The organism is Tabrizicola soli (assembly GCF_015999335.1).
In the GTDB taxonomy this organism is placed as follows: Bacteria; Pseudomonadota; Alphaproteobacteria; order Rhodobacterales; family Rhodobacteraceae; genus Tabrizicola; species Tabrizicola soli.
The window spans coordinates 100,840-117,716 of sequence record NZ_JAEACP010000005.1 but is presented as its reverse complement, the minus strand read 5'-3'; the positions used below and the strand labels follow the sequence as shown (position 1 = coordinate 117,716).

Here is a 16,877-nt window from a genome sequence, read left to right as displayed (position 1 = left end):
ACGGCTGGCTCGGGCGGAAAGCGGCGGAGTGTTCAAAGGCTTGCGCGGTCTTGCCGGCGAAGTCAAACCCCGATGCGCCCTAGCCCAGGTTGCGCAGGTATTCGCGCAGGATCCGTTCCAGTTTTGCCGCACCGAGCGGGGCCATCGCCTTGGTGTGCTCATGCCCGATCCGCTCGTCCGAAAGGCCCGCCGCCATGTTGGTGACGGTCGAGATCGCCGCGACCCTCAGCCCCAGGAAGCGCGCCAGGATCACCTCGGGCACGGTGGACATGCCCACCGCATCGCCGCCAAGGAGCTTCAGCATCCTGATCTCGGCCGGGGTCTCGAAGGAGGGGCCGGAATACCAGCAGTAGACGCCCTCGGGCAGGGGCAGGCCCTGCCGTGCGGCGGCGGCCTTGAGGGCGGCGCGGAGGTCCGGGTCGTGGGCATCCGTCATCGGCACGAAGCGGGCGTCGGTCTTCTCGCCGATCAGCGGGTTCAGGCCGTTGTAGTTGATGTGGTCGGAGAGGAGCATCAGATCGCCCGGCCGGATGTCCGCGCGCAGCGAGCCCGCGGCATTGGTCAGGAGCACCGCGCCGGCCCCCAGCGCCCGCAGCACCTGCAGCGGCAGGAGCATCGCCCTGGGATTGCCGTTCTCGTAGTAGTGCTCGCGCGCGCCGAAGACGGCGACGCGGATCCCCTCCAGCCGGCCGATGTGCAGCTGCGGATTGTGGCCCGAGACGCCGACATGGGGAAAGCCAGGCAACTCGGCATAGGGGATCGCGACCCCGTCCACCTCATGCGCGAGGTGGCCGAGGCCAGAGCCGAGGATCAGGCCGAGGCGGACCGGATCATCGCCGGCGCGGGCGCGGATCGTGGCGGCAAGGGTGGCGGCATCGGTCATGGCTCAGCCCAGCGGTGCGGGAGGGTCGATCTTCGCGACTTCGTAGATGATCAGCCGCAGGCGCGACCCATCCAGCTCGATCTCGGCCTTGCCCTGCATCGCGCAGGGCGAGCCGCCGCCGAACATCGCGAACTTGCAGCCTTCCAGCGATTTCCGCGCGGTTCGCCCTGCGTCGAAGATCACGGGATAGACGTTCCCTTCGGCATCGCGGAAGGACAGCGCCTCGTCGTCGCCGATGTCGAGCCCGGCGCCGATATGGCCGGTGACCGCCACCTCGCGCCCGGCCAGGCCGGCGCGAAGCCCGGGCAGGGTTTCGGCATGGGCGGCAATGGGGAGGATTGTGGCCAGGATCGCGGCCTGCGCATGCTTCAGGACCATCATCTTTCCTTCACATAGGGCTCGCCCCCGGCGCGGGGCGGGATCGCCTTGCCGATGAAGCCGGCGAGGACCACGACGGTCAGGATATAGGGCAGCGCGTCCAGGAAGGGGACGGGCACCTTGACCTGCACCACCGCCTGCACCACGTCGGGGCGCAGCGCGAGCGCCTGGAAGAAGCCGAACAGCAGGCAGGCCCAGAGCGCGGCCACCGGGCGCCATTTCGCGAAGATCAGCGCGGCGAGCGCGATATAGCCGCGGCCCGCCGTCATCTCGCGCCCGAAGCCCGCCTGCAGCGCGGTCGCCATATAGGCCCCGGCCAGGCCGCAAAGAATGCCGGTGATCGCCAGCGCGGCATAGCGCAGGCCCACGACCGAGACGCCGGCCGTGTCCACCGCCGCCGGATTCTCGCCCACCGCGCGCAGGCGCAGGCCGAAGCGGGTGCGGTTCAGCACCCACCAGGACAGGGGCACCATGGCCAGCGCGAGGTAGACCGGCAGCGCGTGGCCCGAGATGACCTCGCGATAGAGCGGGCCGAGGACAGGGACGCCCTGCAACGTGTCGGCGAAGGGCAGCGTGATCGGGTTGAAGCGGGCGGCGCCCGACAGGGGCGGGGTGCGGCCGCCCTGGCCGAAGAGCGCCTGCGCCACCAGCACCGTGATCCCCGAGGCGAGGAAGTTCAGCGCCACGCCCGAGATCAGCTGGTTGCCGCGGAAGGTGATCGAGGCGAGGCCGTGAATCGCCGCGAAGACCAGCGAGGCCCCGATCCCCGCCAGCATCCCCAGCCAGGCCGAGCCGGTCAGGAAGGCCACCGCGCCCGAGGCCATGGCGGCGGCGAGCATCTTGCCCTCGAGCCCGATGTCGAAGATGCCGGAGCGCTCGGAAAAGAGCCCGGCCAGGCAGGCGAAGAGAAGTGGCGTGGCCAGCCGCAGCGTGGTGTCGAGGATCTGCAGCAGCGTTGCGTAATCCATCACGCCACCCCCGGTTGCCGGCTGCGGAACAGTGCGAAGATCCGGGCCAGCAGCATCCGCACCATCATGTCCAGCGCGCCGGTGAACAGGATCACCAGCCCCTGCACCACGATCCGCATCTCGATCGGGATCGAGGTCCAGAGGCCAAGCTCGGCCCCGCCCTGGTAGAGAAAGCCGAACAGAAGGGCGGCCAGCACCACGCCGAAGGGATGGTTCCGTCCCATCAGCGCCACCGCGATGCCGATGAAGCCCGCCCCTTCGGACGAGTTCTGCAACAGACGCTCGGCCTCGCCCATGACGTTGTTGACGCTCATCATTCCGGCCAGCGCGCCGGACATCAGCATGGCGACCATGATGATGAAGGTCGGGTTGATCCCGGCGTAGCGGGCGGCGGGTTCGGACTTGCCGAAGGCGCGGATCTGGTAGCCGAGGCGGGTCTGCCAGAGGATCGCCCAGACGACGACCGCCATGGCGAGCGCGATGAAGAGGGTGACGTTGGCCGGGACCGGCTTGGTGAAGATCAGGTTCAGGCCGGGGATGTCGTTCAGGGCAGGCAGATGCGCGCCCTCGGGGAAGCGGGCCGAGGCCGGGTCCATCTGCCCGGCCGGGCGCAGCACGTCGACGAGGAGGTAGACCAGGAAGGCGGCGGCGATGTAGTTGAACATGATCGTGGTGATCACGATATGGCTGCCGCGCCTGGCCTGGAGATATGCCGGGATCGCCGCCCAGGCCGCGCCGAAAAGCGCCGCGCCCAGGGTCGCCGCCGCCAGCGCCAGCGTCCAGTGCGGCCAGGGCAGCGCCAGCGCCACCAGCGCGACGCCCAGCCCCCCCAGCTGCGCCTGCCCCTCGCCGCCGATGTTGAACATGCTGGCGTGGAAGGCGAAGGTCACCGAAAGGCCGGTGAAGATGAAGCTGGTGGTGTAATACAGCGTATAGCCCCAGCCATAGGCCGAGCCGAGCGCCCCGTCCACCATGACGTCGAACGCCTCGACCGGGCTTTGCCCGATCGACAGCAGCACCAGCGCCGAGATGATCGCGGCGAGGAGAAGCGAGATCAGCGGCACGAGGGCGACATCGGCCCAGCGGGGGAGACGGTCCATCAGGCGGCCCTCCGATCCTGTGGGTGGGCTGCCCCCCCACCCCATCCCTCCCCCACGGTGGGGGGAGGGAGGTGCCTCGGGCTGCTGTTCCTCACCTCGGGCAACGGCAGGTTTGGCGCGCCTCTCCTCCCGTTCGGAGAGGGGATGGGAGTGGCGGGCCGGCAGGGAACAAAGGTCTCCATCACGCCGCCTCCCCCTGCCCGGCCATCCCGGCCATCATCATCCCGAGCTCGCGCTCGTCGGTCTTCTCGGGGTCGCGGAAGCCCATCAGGCGGCCGTCGAACATCACCGCGATCCGGTCGGAGAGCGACAGGATCTCGTCCAGCTCGACGCTGACCAGCAGCACCGCCTTGCCGGCGTCGCGCAGGGCGACGATCTGGTTGTGGATGAACTCGATCGCGCCGATGTCGACGCCGCGGGTCGGCTGGCCGACGAGGAGGAGGTCGGGGTTCTGCTCCATCTCGCGGGCGACGACGATCTTCTGCTGGTTCCCGCCCGAGAAGCTTTTTGCCGCAAGGCCGGGGATCGGCGGGCGGACGTCGTATTTCTCCATCTTCCGGCGGGTGTCCTCGCGCAGCGCGGCATTGTCCATGAAGAGCGCGTTCTTCTGGTATTCGGGTTCGTTGAAATAGCCGAAGGCCACGTTCTCCCAGGCGGTGAAGTCCAGGATCAGGCCGTAGTGGTGCCGGTCCTCGGGGACATGGGCGATCCCGGCGCGGCGGCGGCTTTGGCCATCCGATCCTTTCCCCGCGAGCGGCAGTTCCGCCCCGTTCAGCGTCACCTTGCCGGTCGCCCGCATCATGCCGCCGAGCGCGGCCAGAAGCTCAGACTGGCCGTTGCCGGCGACGCCCGCGATGCCCAGGATCTCGCCGGCGCGGATCTCGAAGCTGACGCCTTTCAGCCGCTCGACCTTGTGCTCGTCGCTGACGCGCAGGTCCTCGACCTTCAGGACCACGGCGCCGGGGGTGGCGGGCTTCTTCTCGACCTCGAGGAGGACCTTGCGGCCGACCATCAGCTCGGCCAGTTCCTCGGGCGAGGTCCCGGCCGTCTTGACCGTGGCCACCATCGTCCCGCGCCGCATGACGCTGACATTGTCGGTCGCCTCCATGATCTCGCGCAGCTTGTGGGTGATCAGGATGATGGTCTTGCCCTGGTCCTTCAGCCCTTCCAGGATGCGGAACAGGTGGTCGGCCTCGGCCGGGGTCAGGACGCCGGTGGGTTCGTCCAGGATCAGGATGTCGGCCTGGCGATAGAGCGCCTTCAGGATCTCGACCCGTTGCTGGTGGCCGACGGAAAGGTCCTCGATCAGCGCGTCGGGGTCGACGTCCAGGTCATAGTCGCGGCTCAGCCCCTCCAGCACCTTGCGGGCCTTGGCAAGCGAGCGGTTCAGGAGCTGGCCTTCCTCGGCGCCGAGGATCACGTTTTCCAGCACGGTGAAGTTCTGCACCAGCTTGAAATGCTGGAACACCATGCCGATCCCGGCGCGGATCGCGCTTTGGCTGTCGGGGATGGCGGTGGGCTTGCCGCCGATGAAGATCTGCCCGGCATCGGCTTTATAGAAGCCGTAGAGGATGGACATGAGCGTGGATTTCCCCGCCCCGTTCTCGCCGATGATGCCGTGGATCGTGCCGCGCGGCACGGCGAAATTGATGTCCCTGTTCGCCTGGACCGGACCGAAGGCCTTGGAGATGCCCTTCAACTCGATGGCGAGCGTGCCGTCAGCCATGCCTTCCCCCTGTCACCCGCCGGATGCGCCCGCGTCTGCCGCGCGGGTACGGCCCATCCTTGCGAAACGTGCCGCGCCATGGCCCGGCGCGGCACGGATCATCTTCCCCGCCGCCTTAGAACGTGGCGGCCGGGCAGGTGTTGTCGGCCATGTAGTCGTGCACCGTGATCTCGCCCGACTTGATCTTTTCGGCTGCGGCATCGACCTGCGCCTGCATCTCGGGCGTCACCAGGCTGGCGTTGTTCTCGTCCATGGCATAGCTGACGCCGTCGTTCGCCAGCCCCATGACGTTGAGGCCCGGCTTGAGGTCGGTACCCTCCTTGAAGGCCTCGTAGACGGCGTTGTCGACCTTCTTGACCATCGAGGTCAGGACCTTGCCGGGATGCAGGTAGTTCTGGTTCGAATCGACGCCGATCGACAGGACCCCCTCGTCCGCGGCGGCCTGCAGCACGCCTACGCCCGTGCCGCCGGCGGCGGCATAGATCACGTCGGCGCCCTGGGCCTTCTGGCCCTTGGCCAGTTCCGCGCCCTTCACCGGGTCGTTCCAGGCCGCCGGAGTGGTGCCGGTCATGTTCAGCACGATGGTCGCGTCCGGGTTCACCGCCTTGACGCCCTGGGCATAGCCGCAGCCGAACTTGCGGATCAGCGGAATGTCCATGCCGCCGATGAAGCCCACGGTCCCGGTCTTCGAGGCCAGCGCGGCCAGCATGCCGACCAGATAGCTGCCCTCATGCTCGTTGAAGACGACCGATTTCACGTTCGGCTGGTCCACCACCATGTCGACGATGGCGAACTTGGTCTCGGGGAAGTCGGGGGCCACGGTGTTCAGCACGTCGCCGAAGGCGAAGCCGGTCATCACGATCGGATTCGCGCCCGATTCCGCCAGGCGGCGCAGCGCCTGTTCGCGCTGGGCCTCCGACTGCATCTCCAGCTCCTTGAAGGTGCCGCCGGTTTCCTGGGCCCAGCGGGTCGCGCCGTTGAAGGCGGCCTCGTTGAACGACTTGTCGAACTTGCCGCCCAGATCGAAGATGATCGCAGGCTCGGCCAGGGCGGCGCCGGCGGTCAGCGCCATGGCGGTGGCGCCCAGCAGGGATTTCATGAAGGTCATCGGATGCTCCCGGTCGGTTGTCGTTGTCCGTCATGCCGGCCAGCGGCCCGGCACCCCGACGGGGGCAGAGTCGACACTCGGCACTCACCGTTGAAGTTGGGCCGTTTCCCTTGGAACGGTCAAGGGTTATTCCATCCGGGACCCGCGAATTCTGACCATCCGGTCAGGTTGCGGCCGGGGCCAGTTCGCGGCACAGGACCAGCGCATCCAGCCCTCTCCCGTCCGGCCCGACGTAATAGCCGCGCCGCCGTCCCGCCGGGGCGAAGCCCGTCCGTTCATACAGCGCCTGCGCCGGGGCGTTGTCCGCCGCCACTTCGAGAAACGCGCTTGCCGCCCCGCGCAGCCGCGCCTGATAGAGGAACCGCCCGACCAGCCGCTGGCCCAGCCCGCGCCGCCGGGCCTCCGGGGCCACCGCCAGCGTCAGCAGCTCCGCCTCCCCCGCCACGGCGCGGCCAAGAAGAAAGCCCGCGTCGCCCTCGACCAGCAGGAAGGCCAGGGGGTCGGCGAGGAACCCGGCGAATTCCGCCGCGCTCCACGGGCGGGGAATGGTGAAGCAGCGGGCGTGGAGGGCGGCGAGGTCTTCCGGTGTCATCTGGCAGGCCCCCCCTCCCCATCCCTCCCCCACGAGGGGGGAGGGAGGCGCCGATCCGGCAAACGCGCCTCCCCTCCCCCTCGTGGGGTGGGGGTGGGGGGCGTCAGGGAGAGGCGCGGGCTCACGGCAGGATCACCGGCGGCGGGTCGGCGGGCGGGGCGGCATCGGCACCGCGCAGGTAGAAGGGGGCGGGCGGCGGCTGCGCGCCCAGGGCGCGGGCAGCGGCGATCCGGGCGATGGCTTCGGCCAGCGGCATCGCCGGAGGCAAGGCCATGGGTCCCGCTGCCGATCCGGTCACAGGCCCGGCGACGGGTTCGAGCGCGGGGGCCAGACGCGCCGGCCTCTCGCCGTCCACGTCGAACCGCTGCACATAGACCTCGCCCCGGCGGGCATCCTCGACCACCGTCAGCGGGCGCGGCAGGCCCTCGGCCAGCGCCTCCAGCCGCGTGACGCCCACCGCCGGGATGCCGAGGCCCAGCGCCAGCCCCCGCGCCGCCGCGACGGCGATGCGCACGCCGGTGAAGTTGCCCGGCCCGGTGCCCACGGCCAGCGCCTTCAGGTCGGACCAGCCCAGCTCCGCCTCGGCCAGGACCTCCTCGAGCATCGGCAGCAGCCGTTCGGCCTGGCCCTTCTCCATCGCCTCGTCATGCAGGATCAGGCCGCCGGACCAGAGCAAAGCGGCCGCGCAATGCGCGGCCGAGGTGTCGAAGGCGAGGATCGGCAGGATCACGTCAGGCCGCGACCGGACGCACTTCCAGCACTTCCGGGATGTAGTGCCGCAGGAGGTTCTCGATCCCCATCTTCAGCGTCAGGGTCGAGGAGGGGCAGCCCGCGCAGGCGCCCTGCATGTGCAGGTAGACCACGCCGCGGTCGAAGCCGTGGAAGGTGATGTCGCCGCCATCCTGCGCCACCGCCGGACGGACGCGGGTGTCCAGCAGTTCCTTGATCTGGCGCACGATCTCGCCATCCTCGCCGCTATGCTCGGCATGGCCGCCGGTGGGGGCGCCGTCGCCCTCGATCACCGGCTGGCCGGACTGGAAATGCTCCATGATCGCGCCGAGGATCTGCGGCTTGACATGCTGCCACTCCACGCCCTCGGCCTTGGTCACGGTGACGAAGTCGTTGCCGAAGAAGACGCCGGTCACGCCGCCGGCCGCGAAGATGCGCCGGGCAAGCGGGGATTTCGCCGCGGCCTCGGCGCTGGGAAAGTCGGCGGTGCCGGTGTCGAGAACCGTCTGGCCGGGCAGGAACTTCAGCGTCGCGGGGTTCGGGGTGGATTCGGTCTGGATGAACATGATGGGTCTCCGACAGGATCAGTCGGATATGCGCCCTCGACCCGCCACTGTCAAGTTTGGAACAATTCTAAATTACGGGTCGACCGGGCAGGGTGGGTGGAGCACCCGCCCTGCGCCTGCGCGCGCCTACTGCCGGTCGGAGCCCCAATAGGCATACATCTGCTCCAGCGCGGTCAGCGGGCGCAGCCGGACCGGGGTCTCGGGCTGGCGATCCGTCTGGAAATACAGCGCATCGACCGGAACGGCGCTGGCTTGGCGGGGCTGGGAATGGATGGACATCTTTCGGGACCTTTACGCTTGCGCTCCTCCCGTCACACCATCTAGCCCTGTGCGCGCGCCGCCCCAACCCCCGTTCGCGCATGGCAGGTCTGCGTGCGGCACCTACCGGCCGGGGCCACCTACCAGATCAGGATGACCCCGGCATAGATCAGCACCAGCCCGATCGTGCAGGCCACCGCCAGCGAGCCGAGGTCCTTGGCCTCCTTGGCCCAGGCCGACCAGCCCGGAGAGAGATGGTCCACCAGCACCTCGAGCGCGGTGTTCAGCGCCTCGATCGCGATCAGAAGCAGCCCCAGGCCGAGAAGCCCCAGCGTTTCGGGCAGGCTGGCGCCGAGGACGACGAAGAGCAGCAGCAGCCCCGCGATCAGCCCCAGTTCCTGCCGGAAGGCGCTTTCCCGGGCCAGCCGCGCCAGCCCAGCCAGCGAATAGCTGGCCGCCGCGAAGAAATGCGCCACGCCGCTCTTGCGCGGAGGTTTCTCCTGCACCGACATCTCAGCCCGCGCCCTTGCGGCAATGGCCCGCGAGGTCCAGCCCCTCGTCCCGCGCCGTGGTCGCAACGTCCAGAAGGCCCAGCACGGTCGAGAACATGTTGTCGTGGCTCACCGCTTCCCCCGTCGCCGCCGCCATGCATCCGGCATCCAGCGCCAGACTGGCACGGAAGCGTTGCGACATCCAGAGCACCATCGGCACCCGCGTCTGGAAGTCCGGCGCCATGAACTCCGGCGCGCCATGCAGGTAAAGCCCGCCCTCGCCCAGGCTCTCGCCATGGTCCGAGACATAGTACATCGCCGGGATCACCCGCTCTTGTCCGTCCAGAAGGTCGATCACCTGCGCCAGGAAATGATCGGTATAGGCGATGGTGTTGTCATAGGCGTTCACGATCTCCTCGGCCGAGCATTCGGTCAGCTCGGGCGTCTGGCAGGCGGGCGCAAAGACCTCGCGGTCGGCCGGATAGCGCAGCCAGTAGCTGGGGCCGTGGCTGCCGATCTGATGCAGCACGATGACCGTGTTGCGGGTGATCGTCCCGGCCTTCTTCTGCAGGTCGTTCAGGAACACCGCGTCGATGCACTCGGGCTGGCAGAACTCGGCCCCGTCCGCCGCCGTCATGGTGCGCGAGGCGACGCGGTCGGCGATGTTCTTGTGGCCGGTGTTGTTGTCCCACCATTCGACATCGAAGCCGGCATGGGCCAGCACATCCAGGAGGTTCTCGTGCGAGAGGCCGCCCTCGTAGGAATATTCGGCCTTGGTCAGGGGCGAGAACATGCAGGGCAGCGAGGTCGCGGTCGCGGTGCCGCAGCTGGTGACGTCGGGGTAGTAAAGGATGTCGCGCGCCGCCAGTTCGGGGTTCGTCTCGCGCCCGTAGCCGCCAAGCGACCAGTTCTGCGCCCGCGCCGTCTCGCCGGCGACGATGACCATCAGCACGGGTTTCGGCGCCTCGTCCAGGTAAAGCCCCGGAGCGGCGTCGAGCCCGGTGGGCTGCACCACGATCTGCGTCGATTTCAGCATCATCCTGGCATAGCGCAGCGCGCCCGTCATCGGCGCCAGCGGCTGGACCGCGCCCATCAGCTCCTTGTCGGCGCGCAGCACGGTGGAATAGGCCTTGAGGTTGGTGAACAGAAGCCCGACCACCATCGCCGCCGCCCCGACGGTGACCATGGACCAGCTGCCCAGCGCCCGCCAGCGCGTCTGCCGCCGGACCCCGACCCAAAGGACCAGGAGCGAGGGCAGGACGCCGAACAGGCCGACATGGGTCAGGAAGGCCAGGGTGACCAGATGCCGCGATTCGGCGAAGGTCGTCGTCATCGCGTTCTGGATCATCTCGCGGTCGATCACGACGCCCATGACATCGGCATACCAGGAGCTGACCGCGCCGATCAGCAAGAGCGCCACCAGCACCGGCTTTTGCAGCCGGCGCGCGGCCAGAAGCTGCACCACCAGCAGGAGAAGCGCCCAGACCGCCCCGGCAAAGACCAGGGCCGTCAGGGTGCGCCCCTCGAAGATGCGGAACAGGTGACCCCAGAAGGTCGCGTTGCACAGCGCGAGAAGATAGGTGGTGACCAGCAGGTTGAGACCAAGGGCGGAGAGCGTCGGGCGGCGCCCGGTCGGCGGCAGAAGGGGCATCGGGTTGTCCTGGGGAAGGCCGGGCCAGTCTGCGGCCCTGGCGCCCATCTAGCGGATGCCTTGGCGGGTTGCTGTAAGCATGCGCTTATTTGCCTTGCCTTCAGCCCCGGCGCGCGATCACGTTATGCTTTCCAGCCGTTCCTTCGACATGTCGCCGGGCACGATGGTGATCGGGATCGGCAGGTTGCCCGAGTTGCGGCTGAGCGCCGTGACCAGCGGTCCGGGCCCGGCCTTTTCGGTTCCCGCCCCCAGCACCAGCACGCTGATCTGGGGATCGTCCTTCACCTGGGCCAGTATCTCGACCACCGGGTCGCCCTCGCGGATCACCAGTTCCGGGTTGACCCCCTGCTTGTCGCGCATCCACTTGGCGAAGACCTCGAAATGCGCCTCGATCCGGTCGCGCGCCTCGGCCCGCATCAGGTCGGCCACGCCCACCCAGGTCTGGAATTCGTCGGGCGGGACGATCGACAGGATCGTCACCCCGCCCCCGGTATGCGAGGCCCGGAGCGCGGCATAGCGCATGGCGTTCAGGCATTCGCGGCTGTCGTCCAGAACGACCAGGAATTTCCGCATCATTTCCCCCTTGGCGCGCAGATCATGCCCTTTCCCGACGGGAAAAGGCAAGCCTCAGCCGCCGGCCGCCAGCGCCGGGACCTTGGGATAGAGCCGCCACAGGGTCAGCGTCCGCGTCCCGTTCAGCACCATCAGCGCCGCCCAGAGCCCGTGGTTGCCCGCCAGCGGCACCAGCACGGCCAGCGCCAGCGCATAGACCGCGACCGAGGCCAGCATCGCCCGCAGCATGTCGCCGGTCAGCATCGCGCCGATGAAGATGCCGTCATAGATCCAGGCCGCGATGCCGATCAGCGGCGCGGCGACCAGCCAGGGCAGATAGGCTCGCGCCTCCTGCCGCACCACGCCCGAGGTGGTCAGAAGGTCGATGACCGCAGGCCCGGTCAGGGCGAAGGCCAGCGCCAGCCCGATGGCCCCGCCGATCCCCCATTGCATGCAGATCCGCGCCGCCGCCCGCGTCTGGCTTGCCGAGCGCGCGCCGACCGCCTGGCCGATCAGCGCCTCGGCCGCGAAGGCGAAGCCGTCCAGCGCATAGGCCGTGACCTCGAGGAACTGCATCAGCACCTGGTTCGCGGCCAGCGTCACGTCGCCGAAGCGCGCGCCCAGGAAGACGAAGCTGGTGAAGGACAGCTGCAGGAAGATCGTGCGGCCCATGATGTCGCGGCTGGCGGTGAACATCCGGCGCAGGGCCGGCCGGTCGCCCAGAAGCGCCATGCCCGCGCGGAACCCCGGCCCGAAAGCCTCACGCGCGAGCCACAGCGCCAGCGCCAGCCCGGTCCATTCCGCGATCAGCGTCGCGGAGGCCACCCCCGGCACGCCCCAGCCGAGGCCGAGTACGAACCACAGGTCCAGCCCGATGTTCGCCCCGTTCTGCCAGACCTGCAACGCCAGCACCCCGCGGGTGCGGCCCAGCCCGATCAGCCAGCCGGTGATCGCGTAAAGCGCGATGGTCGCGGGCGCGCCCCAGATGCGGATCGCCAGATATTGCCCCGCCAGGCGCTCGACCGCCGCGCTGGCCGGGGCCACAGCGAAGGCCGCGGCGAACAGGAGCGCCTGCACCGCCACCAGCGCGAGCCCCGCCAAGGCGCCTACGACCAGCGCCCGCAGCAGGACCGCCGACCGCTCGGCATGATCCCCTGCCCCATGCGCCTGCGCCGCCAGGCCCGAGGTCGACATCCTGAGAAAGCCGAAGGCCCAGTAGAGCGTGGCCAGGATCACCGCCCCGATCCCGACCGCCCCCAGCATGGCCGGATCGCCCAGCTGGCCGATGACCGCCGTATCCACCGCGCCCAGAAGCGGCACCGTGGCATTCGACAGGACGATGGGCCCCGCGATCCGCAGCACCCGGCCGTGGGTGATGTCGTTCACTTCGGCGACTCGGCCGGCGGCATCAGGAAATGCCCGGTCGCCTGGGCGAAGAGCCGCGCGCGGTTGTCCTGCCTGGCCTCGACATGGACCGAGGCATAGCGGCGGCCCGAGCGGTTGACCCGCGCCCGCGCATAGGCGTCGCGCGGCAGGCCGGGGCGCAGGTAATCCACGGTGAAGTCGATGGTCTTGGGCAGGCGCAGCGGCCCCTCCGGCAGCGCGCCCTGCGCCTCGACCCCGTCCCAGAGGGTGGACCACGACAGCTCGATCATCGCCGCGATCTCCAGGAAGCCGGCGGTCGCCCCGCCATGCAGGGCGGGCAGCACCGGGTTGCCGATCAGCTCTTCCTTGTAGGGCAGCACCGCCGTCAGCTCGTCGCCGCGCCGGTCGAACCGGATGCCGAGGAAGGCGATATAGGGCACCGCATCGACCAGCGTGCGCAAGAGCCCCTCGCGCCGCTGCTTGACCACATGGACCGGCTCGGGCCGCTTCATTGCGCGCCCCGCTCGATGGTGAAGGCCCCGGTCGCCATGGCCACCGGCCGGTCCGCGTCGTCATCCGTCGCCACGGCGCGGACAAAGGCCACGCTGCGGGTGACATGGTGGCACTCCGCCCGGGCCCGGATCGTCTGGCCCGGCGTCGCGGGGCGCATGTAGTCGATGCGCAGGTCCAGCGTCGCGGTCGAGAACCCCGCCTGCGGATGGCACAGCACCGCCGCGCCCGAGGCCGTGTCCATCAGCGCCGAAACCGCGCCGCCATGGATCACCCCGGTCTGCGGATCGCCCACCAGCTTGCGGTCGTAGGGCATCGCCAGAAGGGCCCAGCCCTCGCCCATCTCCTCCAGCCGCATCCCCAGCGCCCGGCTGTGCGGCAGCGCCTCGATGAACTGCCGGGCGATGGTCAGGATGTCGCGATCTTGCATGGCGCGATCAAACCGCCAGCCCGCGGGGAACGCAAGCCCCAGCGTCACCGTTGCGCCGTGCGACCGCTTGCGCCTAGGCTGCAGGACGAAAGGAGGCGCAGATGACCGAGACCCGCCTCAGCTTCAAGGAAATGTGCAGCCGGTTCGACGTGACGCCCCGCACCCTGCGCTATTACGAATATATCGAGCTTCTGGCCCCCGAGAAGGAAGGCCGCGCCCGGTTCTACGGCCCGCGCGAGGTGGCGCGGATGAAGCTGATCCTGCGCGGCCGCCGCTTCGGCTTTTCGCTGGAGGAGATCCGCCAGTGGCTGCTGATCTACGGCAAGAAGGGCGAGCGGCCGCAGCTCCAGGCCTGGCTCGCCCTCGCCGACCGCCAGCTGCAGGCGCTGGAACGCCAGCGCGAGGAACTGGACAGCACCCTCGCCGACCTGCGCGCCCTGAGGGAAACGGCGGTCGCTGAACTGGACCGCCTGCCCGACGATTGATGCGGCGCGCGGATTTTTCCAAAATCCGCACCGGAAATCTTCGATTTCCGTCACGATTTCTTTAAAGAAATCGGTGCCCCGCCCTCAGAACCCGCCTTCCAGCCGATCCACCAGCCGATCCAGCATCCCCCGGCACAGCTCCAGCTGTTCGACCGAGACGAATTCGTCCGGCTTGTGGCCCTGCGCCATCGAGCCCGGACCGCAGATCACCGTGGGCACCCCCAGCCGCTGGTCGAAGAGCCCGCCCTCGGTGCCGAAGGCCACCTTGATCGTGCCGTTCGCCCCGGTCAGCCCCTTGACGAAATTCACCACCTCCGCATCCGAGGGCGTGCCGAGCCCCGGATAGTCCCAAAGCCGTTCCACCCGGATCGCGGCCTCGGGGAACTCGGCGCGCAAGGGGGCGACGATCGCCTCGGCCTCGGCTTCCAGCCGGGCGATCAGCGCGGCCACATCCTCGCCGGCCAGGGCGCGGATCTCGAAATCCAGCACGGCATGGTTCGGTACGATGTTGACCTGCACGCCCCCCGCCATCTTGCCGACATGCAGCGTGCTGTAGGGCACGTCGTAATCGCCGTCCTTCAGCCCCGTCGCCGCGACCTCGGCCTGCAGCCGCCGCACCGCGCCCAGGAAATCCGCCGCCAGATGCAGCGCGTTCAGCGCCAGGGGCGCCAGCGCCGAATGTCCCTCGCGCCCGGTGCAGCTGGCCCGCAGCGCGACCTTGCCCTTGTGGCCGGTGGCGACCTGCATCCCGGTCGGCTCTCCGACGATGCAGAACCGGGGCCGGACCGGGGCCGCGGCCAGCAGGTCGATCAGGCTGCGCACCCCCATGCAGCCCACCTCCTCGTCGTAGGAGAGCGCCAGGTGCAGCGGCACCCGCAGCGGCCGGCGCGCGGCCAGCAGCATCGCCTCGACCGCGCAGGCGACGAAGCCCTTCATGTCGGTCGTGCCGCGCCCGTAATACCGCCCCGCCTCCTCGGTCAGCGCGAAGGGCGGTTTCGTCCAGGCCTGGCCCTCGACCGGCACCACGTCGGTATGGCCCGAGAGCATCACGCCCCCCATCCCCTCCGGTCCCGTGGTGGCATAGAGATTCGCCTTGCCGCCCTCCGCGTCCGGCACCAGCGTCACCGCGATCCCCGCGCCTTCCAGGAGGTCCTTCACATAGTCCATCAGCGCGATGTTCGGCTTCGAGCTTACCGTGTCGAAACCCACCAGCCGGTCGAGTATCCCGCGCATCGTCTTTCTCCCCTTTGCCACCTGCTAGCGCGAAACGCGCGCCTCGGAAAGGTCGCGCGGGCTTGCCGCTGCCGCCCCTCTTTGCCACAACGGACCCCATGCCCGAACCGGACCGCCCATGACCCTGCGCCTGCTGCCGATCCTTGCCCTTGCCGCCCTGCCCGCCCTGGCCGAGGCGCCGAACCTCTCGCGCCCCGCCGGCGGCGCGCCCGGCAGCGCCGCCCGGCTGGTGCTGGCCCAGCGCGCGCAGCAGGCGGCGCTGGAGCGGGGCGAGGTCATGGCGCTTCTGGCAGCGATCCGGCTGGCGCGCGGGATCAGCCAGCGCCCCGCCGTTGGCTGGACCCGCGAGACCGGGGGCAAGGCCCCGCAGGACGCGCCCCCCGGCGCTCCCGCCGCGCCCGATCCGGGCGGCGAGGCGGCGATGGCCATGGCGCGCAACCTCGCGGGCGAGGACCCGGACCTGCAGGACCTGGTCTATGCCCTGGACGCCCAGCTGCCGCACGGCGCCCTGCCCACCGCCCTTGTCGCCACGGCCGAGCTTGCCCCCGGCCAGACCGACCGCTGGACCCTGCCCCTCTTCGGCGAGGTCGCGGCCGAGATCGGCCTGATCGGCGATGGCGACGGTCCGCTGGCCCTTGCCCTGACCGACGAGACCGGCGCCACCCTGTGCACCCGCCCGGCCAGCGCGCAACCGGCGCTCTGCAGCCTGACGCCGGCCCGCAACGGCTTTTTCACCGTCACCATCCGCAATCCGGGCGCAAGCGTGAACAGCTACCGGCTGATCGGAAACTGAGTGACGGCATTTGTCACGCGGTGCCACCTTCTCAAACGCGTGACTCCCTGCAAGGATGCGGTCAGTCCGGCCGGTTCCGGGCCGGTTTTTTCAAGAAGGTAACGAGATGACGCAGAAACGCCTTTCCCTCGCGCTTGCCACCACCGCCATGCTGGCCGCGCTCTCGCTTCCGCTGATGGCGCAGGACAAGTCCGGCGCGAACGTCGGCCCCTCGGCCGAGGGCGCCACCCCCGGCGGCGCGACCACCATGGGCCTTGCGCAGGAGCTCTACGCCACCGGCGTCGCCCAGGGCGATGCGATCACCGTGCTCGCCGCCGCCAAGCTGGCCGCCTCGGTCGAGGTCGCCACGGCCGAGCCCGCCGCCCTCGACCCTGCCAAGGTCGTCTTCGCCGAGGGCGGGCAGGAAAGCTTCCGCAAGAAGGCCGCCCCCGCCGCCCCCGCGGCGCCCGCCCCGATGATGAACGACGGCAGCCCCCGCGCGGCCGGGAAGGCCACCTTCTTCAACGCCACCTCCGAGGATGAAGGCGCGGCCGATGCCCCGGTCACCGCCGATGCGATGTTCGCCAAGGCCAAGGAACTCGCCGCCGGGGACGAGGCGCTCCTCGGGCTGATCGACGACGCCATGGCCGAAGGCTCGCGCGGGCGGATCGGCGGGGCGGTGCAGTGGCTCTCGCGCCTGCCGGCCGGCCAAACCGATGTCTGGGAGGTGCCGTTCTACGGCAATTCCTACGCCGAGGTCGCCATCGTCGGCGACGGGGACGCCGACCTGGACGTGGCCGTCACCGACGAGAACGGCAATGTCATCTGCTATGACGTCAGCTGGTCCGACAAGCTCTACTGCGATTTCACCCCGGCCTGGGACGGCTATTTCTACGTCACCGTGCAGAACATGGGCGGGGTGCGGAACAGCTATTACCTGATGACGAACTGACCCCGCCAGCGGCGGAGAGCACGGCCCGGGGCGCGCGCGTCCCGGGCCTTTTGCGTCACACCGCAAGGCGACCCATCTTGTTCTTTTTGCAGATACTCCGGGGGATCGGGGGTGAAACCCCACCAGCC

At 69.5% G+C, this 16,877-nt stretch carries 20 protein-coding genes; 3 read left to right on the top strand and 17 right to left on the bottom strand.

Features of this window, described 5'->3' with window-relative positions:
- Positions 1 to 79: 79 nt before the first annotated feature.
- The 16 genes from I7S92_RS05940 to I7S92_RS05870 form a co-directional block, all read right to left on the bottom strand.
- Entirely contained in the window at positions 80 to 883 is an 804-nt protein-coding gene (locus I7S92_RS05940) for a purine-nucleoside phosphorylase (RefSeq protein WP_197642571.1), read from the bottom strand.
- A 3-nt stretch (positions 884 to 886) separates the two neighbouring features.
- Positions 887 to 1,261 carry a hypothetical protein gene (locus I7S92_RS05935; RefSeq protein WP_197642570.1) on the bottom strand — a complete coding sequence of 125 codons (375 nt, stop codon included), beginning with the start codon at positions 1,259 to 1,261 and terminating at the stop codon, positions 887 to 889.
- Complete coding sequence (locus tag I7S92_RS05930; RefSeq protein WP_197642569.1) at positions 1,261 to 2,229, bottom strand: ABC transporter permease; 969 nt, start codon at positions 2,227 to 2,229, stop codon at positions 1,261 to 1,263. The genes I7S92_RS05935 and I7S92_RS05930 overlap by 1 nt, the downstream gene beginning before the upstream one ends.
- Positions 2,229 to 3,329, bottom strand: coding sequence for an ABC transporter permease (locus I7S92_RS05925; RefSeq protein WP_197642568.1), 1,101 nt, complete (start codon positions 3,327 to 3,329; stop codon positions 2,229 to 2,231). The genes I7S92_RS05930 and I7S92_RS05925 overlap by 1 nt, the downstream gene beginning before the upstream one ends.
- Before the next feature lie 181 nt (positions 3,330 to 3,510).
- A complete protein-coding gene (locus I7S92_RS05920; RefSeq protein ID WP_197642567.1) occupies positions 3,511 to 5,055 on the bottom strand; it encodes an ABC transporter ATP-binding protein in 1,545 nt (514 codons plus the stop codon).
- Between the two features lie 115 nt (positions 5,056 to 5,170).
- Positions 5,171 to 6,163 carry a BMP family lipoprotein gene (locus tag I7S92_RS05915; protein ID WP_197642566.1) on the bottom strand — a complete coding sequence of 331 codons (993 nt, stop codon included), beginning with the start codon at positions 6,161 to 6,163 and terminating at the stop codon, positions 5,171 to 5,173.
- Between the two features lie 163 nt (positions 6,164 to 6,326).
- Positions 6,327 to 6,755: a GNAT family N-acetyltransferase gene (locus I7S92_RS05910; protein ID WP_197642565.1), complete on the bottom strand. Its 429-nt coding sequence runs from the start codon at positions 6,753 to 6,755 to the stop codon at positions 6,327 to 6,329.
- Positions 6,756 to 6,876: 121 nt separating this feature from the next.
- Positions 6,877 to 7,482 carry a tRNA (adenosine(37)-N6)-threonylcarbamoyltransferase complex dimerization subunit type 1 TsaB gene (gene tsaB, locus I7S92_RS05905; protein WP_197642671.1) on the bottom strand — a complete coding sequence of 202 codons (606 nt, stop codon included), beginning with the start codon at positions 7,480 to 7,482 and terminating at the stop codon, positions 6,877 to 6,879.
- A 4-nt stretch (positions 7,483 to 7,486) separates the two neighbouring features.
- Positions 7,487 to 8,050: a NifU family protein gene (locus tag I7S92_RS05900; RefSeq protein ID WP_197642564.1), complete on the bottom strand. Its 564-nt coding sequence runs from the start codon at positions 8,048 to 8,050 to the stop codon at positions 7,487 to 7,489.
- 126 nt (positions 8,051 to 8,176) lie between these two features.
- Complete coding sequence (locus tag I7S92_RS05895) at positions 8,177 to 8,329, bottom strand: hypothetical protein (RefSeq protein ID WP_197642563.1); 153 nt, start codon at positions 8,327 to 8,329, stop codon at positions 8,177 to 8,179.
- A gap of 119 nt (positions 8,330 to 8,448) precedes the next feature.
- The gene (locus tag I7S92_RS05890) at positions 8,449 to 8,820 is read right to left on the bottom strand and encodes a diacylglycerol kinase (RefSeq protein ID WP_197642562.1); all 372 of its coding nucleotides are present in this window, start codon (positions 8,818 to 8,820) and stop codon (positions 8,449 to 8,451) included.
- A gap of 1 nt (position 8,821) precedes the next feature.
- Complete coding sequence (locus I7S92_RS05885; protein ID WP_197642561.1) at positions 8,822 to 10,450, bottom strand: phosphoethanolamine transferase; 1,629 nt, start codon at positions 10,448 to 10,450, stop codon at positions 8,822 to 8,824.
- A gap of 117 nt (positions 10,451 to 10,567) precedes the next feature.
- Positions 10,568 to 11,023 (bottom strand): universal stress protein, encoded by a 456-nt coding sequence (locus I7S92_RS05880; RefSeq protein WP_197642560.1) that lies wholly within the window; start codon positions 11,021 to 11,023, stop codon positions 10,568 to 10,570.
- A 54-nt stretch (positions 11,024 to 11,077) separates the two neighbouring features.
- On the bottom strand, positions 11,078 to 12,388 hold the full coding sequence (locus I7S92_RS05875; protein WP_354001307.1) for an MATE family efflux transporter: 1,311 nt from the start codon (positions 12,386 to 12,388) through the stop codon (positions 11,078 to 11,080).
- Positions 12,385 to 12,879 (bottom strand): PaaI family thioesterase, encoded by a 495-nt coding sequence (locus I7S92_RS23135; protein ID WP_242070089.1) that lies wholly within the window; start codon positions 12,877 to 12,879, stop codon positions 12,385 to 12,387. Before I7S92_RS23135 ends, I7S92_RS05875 begins: the two co-directional genes overlap by 4 nt.
- On the bottom strand, positions 12,876 to 13,307 hold the full coding sequence (locus I7S92_RS05870; protein WP_197642558.1) for a PaaI family thioesterase: 432 nt from the start codon (positions 13,305 to 13,307) through the stop codon (positions 12,876 to 12,878). The genes I7S92_RS23135 and I7S92_RS05870 overlap by 4 nt, the downstream gene beginning before the upstream one ends.
- Positions 13,308 to 13,408: 101 nt before the next feature.
- Here I7S92_RS05870 and I7S92_RS05865 point away from each other — a divergent pair, with 101 nt between their 5' ends.
- Positions 13,409 to 13,792 carry a MerR family transcriptional regulator gene (locus I7S92_RS05865; protein ID WP_197642557.1) on the top strand — a complete coding sequence of 128 codons (384 nt, stop codon included), beginning with the start codon at positions 13,409 to 13,411 and terminating at the stop codon, positions 13,790 to 13,792.
- Between the two features lie 84 nt (positions 13,793 to 13,876).
- Here the strand turns inward: I7S92_RS05865 and argE are convergent, their stop codons facing one another.
- Entirely contained in the window at positions 13,877 to 15,025 is a 1,149-nt protein-coding gene (gene argE / locus I7S92_RS05860; RefSeq protein ID WP_197642556.1) for an acetylornithine deacetylase, read from the bottom strand.
- A 118-nt stretch (positions 15,026 to 15,143) separates the two neighbouring features.
- On the opposite strand from argE, the gene I7S92_RS05855 reads away from it, so the two are divergent.
- Positions 15,144 to 15,818: a hypothetical protein gene (locus I7S92_RS05855; protein WP_197642555.1), complete on the top strand. Its 675-nt coding sequence runs from the start codon at positions 15,144 to 15,146 to the stop codon at positions 15,816 to 15,818.
- 106 nt (positions 15,819 to 15,924) lie between these two features.
- Positions 15,925 to 16,749, top strand: a complete 825-nt coding sequence (locus tag I7S92_RS05850; protein WP_197642554.1) for a hypothetical protein — start codon at positions 15,925 to 15,927, stop codon at positions 16,747 to 16,749.
- Positions 16,750 to 16,877 lie beyond the last annotated feature (128 nt).

Bases quoted from the DNA above. Each gene is read 5' to 3' on its own strand.
- I7S92_RS05855 (WP_197642555.1), top strand. From the start codon at position 15,144: ATGACCCTGCGCCTGCTGCCGATCCTTGCCCTTGCCGCCCTGCCCGCC.
- I7S92_RS05850 (WP_197642554.1), top strand. From the start codon at position 15,925: ATGACGCAGAAACGCCTTTCCCTCGCGCTTGCCACCACCGCCATGCTG.
- I7S92_RS05900 (WP_197642564.1), bottom strand. From the start codon at position 8,050: ATGTTCATCCAGACCGAATCCACCCCGAACCCCGCGACGCTGAAGTTC.
- I7S92_RS05885 (WP_197642561.1), bottom strand. From the start codon at position 10,450: ATGCCCCTTCTGCCGCCGACCGGGCGCCGCCCGACGCTCTCCGCCCTT.
- argE (WP_197642556.1), bottom strand. From the start codon at position 15,025: ATGCGCGGGATACTCGACCGGCTGGTGGGTTTCGACACGGTAAGCTCG.
- I7S92_RS05880 (WP_197642560.1), bottom strand. From the start codon at position 11,023: ATGCGGAAATTCCTGGTCGTTCTGGACGACAGCCGCGAATGCCTGAAC.
- I7S92_RS05930 (WP_197642569.1), bottom strand. From the start codon at position 2,229: ATGGATTACGCAACGCTGCTGCAGATCCTCGACACCACGCTGCGGCTG.
- I7S92_RS05865 (WP_197642557.1), top strand. From the start codon at position 13,409: ATGACCGAGACCCGCCTCAGCTTCAAGGAAATGTGCAGCCGGTTCGAC.
- I7S92_RS05910 (WP_197642565.1), bottom strand. From the start codon at position 6,755: ATGACACCGGAAGACCTCGCCGCCCTCCACGCCCGCTGCTTCACCATT.
- I7S92_RS05925 (WP_197642568.1), bottom strand. From the start codon at position 3,329: ATGGACCGTCTCCCCCGCTGGGCCGATGTCGCCCTCGTGCCGCTGATC.
- I7S92_RS05870 (WP_197642558.1), bottom strand. From the start codon at position 13,307: ATGCAAGATCGCGACATCCTGACCATCGCCCGGCAGTTCATCGAGGCG.
- I7S92_RS23135 (WP_242070089.1), bottom strand. From the start codon at position 12,879: ATGAAGCGGCCCGAGCCGGTCCATGTGGTCAAGCAGCGGCGCGAGGGG.
- I7S92_RS05940 (WP_197642571.1), bottom strand. From the start codon at position 883: ATGACCGATGCCGCCACCCTTGCCGCCACGATCCGCGCCCGCGCCGGC.
- I7S92_RS05915 (WP_197642566.1), bottom strand. From the start codon at position 6,163: ATGACCTTCATGAAATCCCTGCTGGGCGCCACCGCCATGGCGCTGACC.
- I7S92_RS05890 (WP_197642562.1), bottom strand. From the start codon at position 8,820: ATGTCGGTGCAGGAGAAACCTCCGCGCAAGAGCGGCGTGGCGCATTTC.
- I7S92_RS05895 (WP_197642563.1), bottom strand. From the start codon at position 8,329: ATGTCCATCCATTCCCAGCCCCGCCAAGCCAGCGCCGTTCCGGTCGAT.
- I7S92_RS05920 (WP_197642567.1), bottom strand. From the start codon at position 5,055: ATGGCTGACGGCACGCTCGCCATCGAGTTGAAGGGCATCTCCAAGGCC.
- I7S92_RS05935 (WP_197642570.1), bottom strand. From the start codon at position 1,261: ATGGTCCTGAAGCATGCGCAGGCCGCGATCCTGGCCACAATCCTCCCC.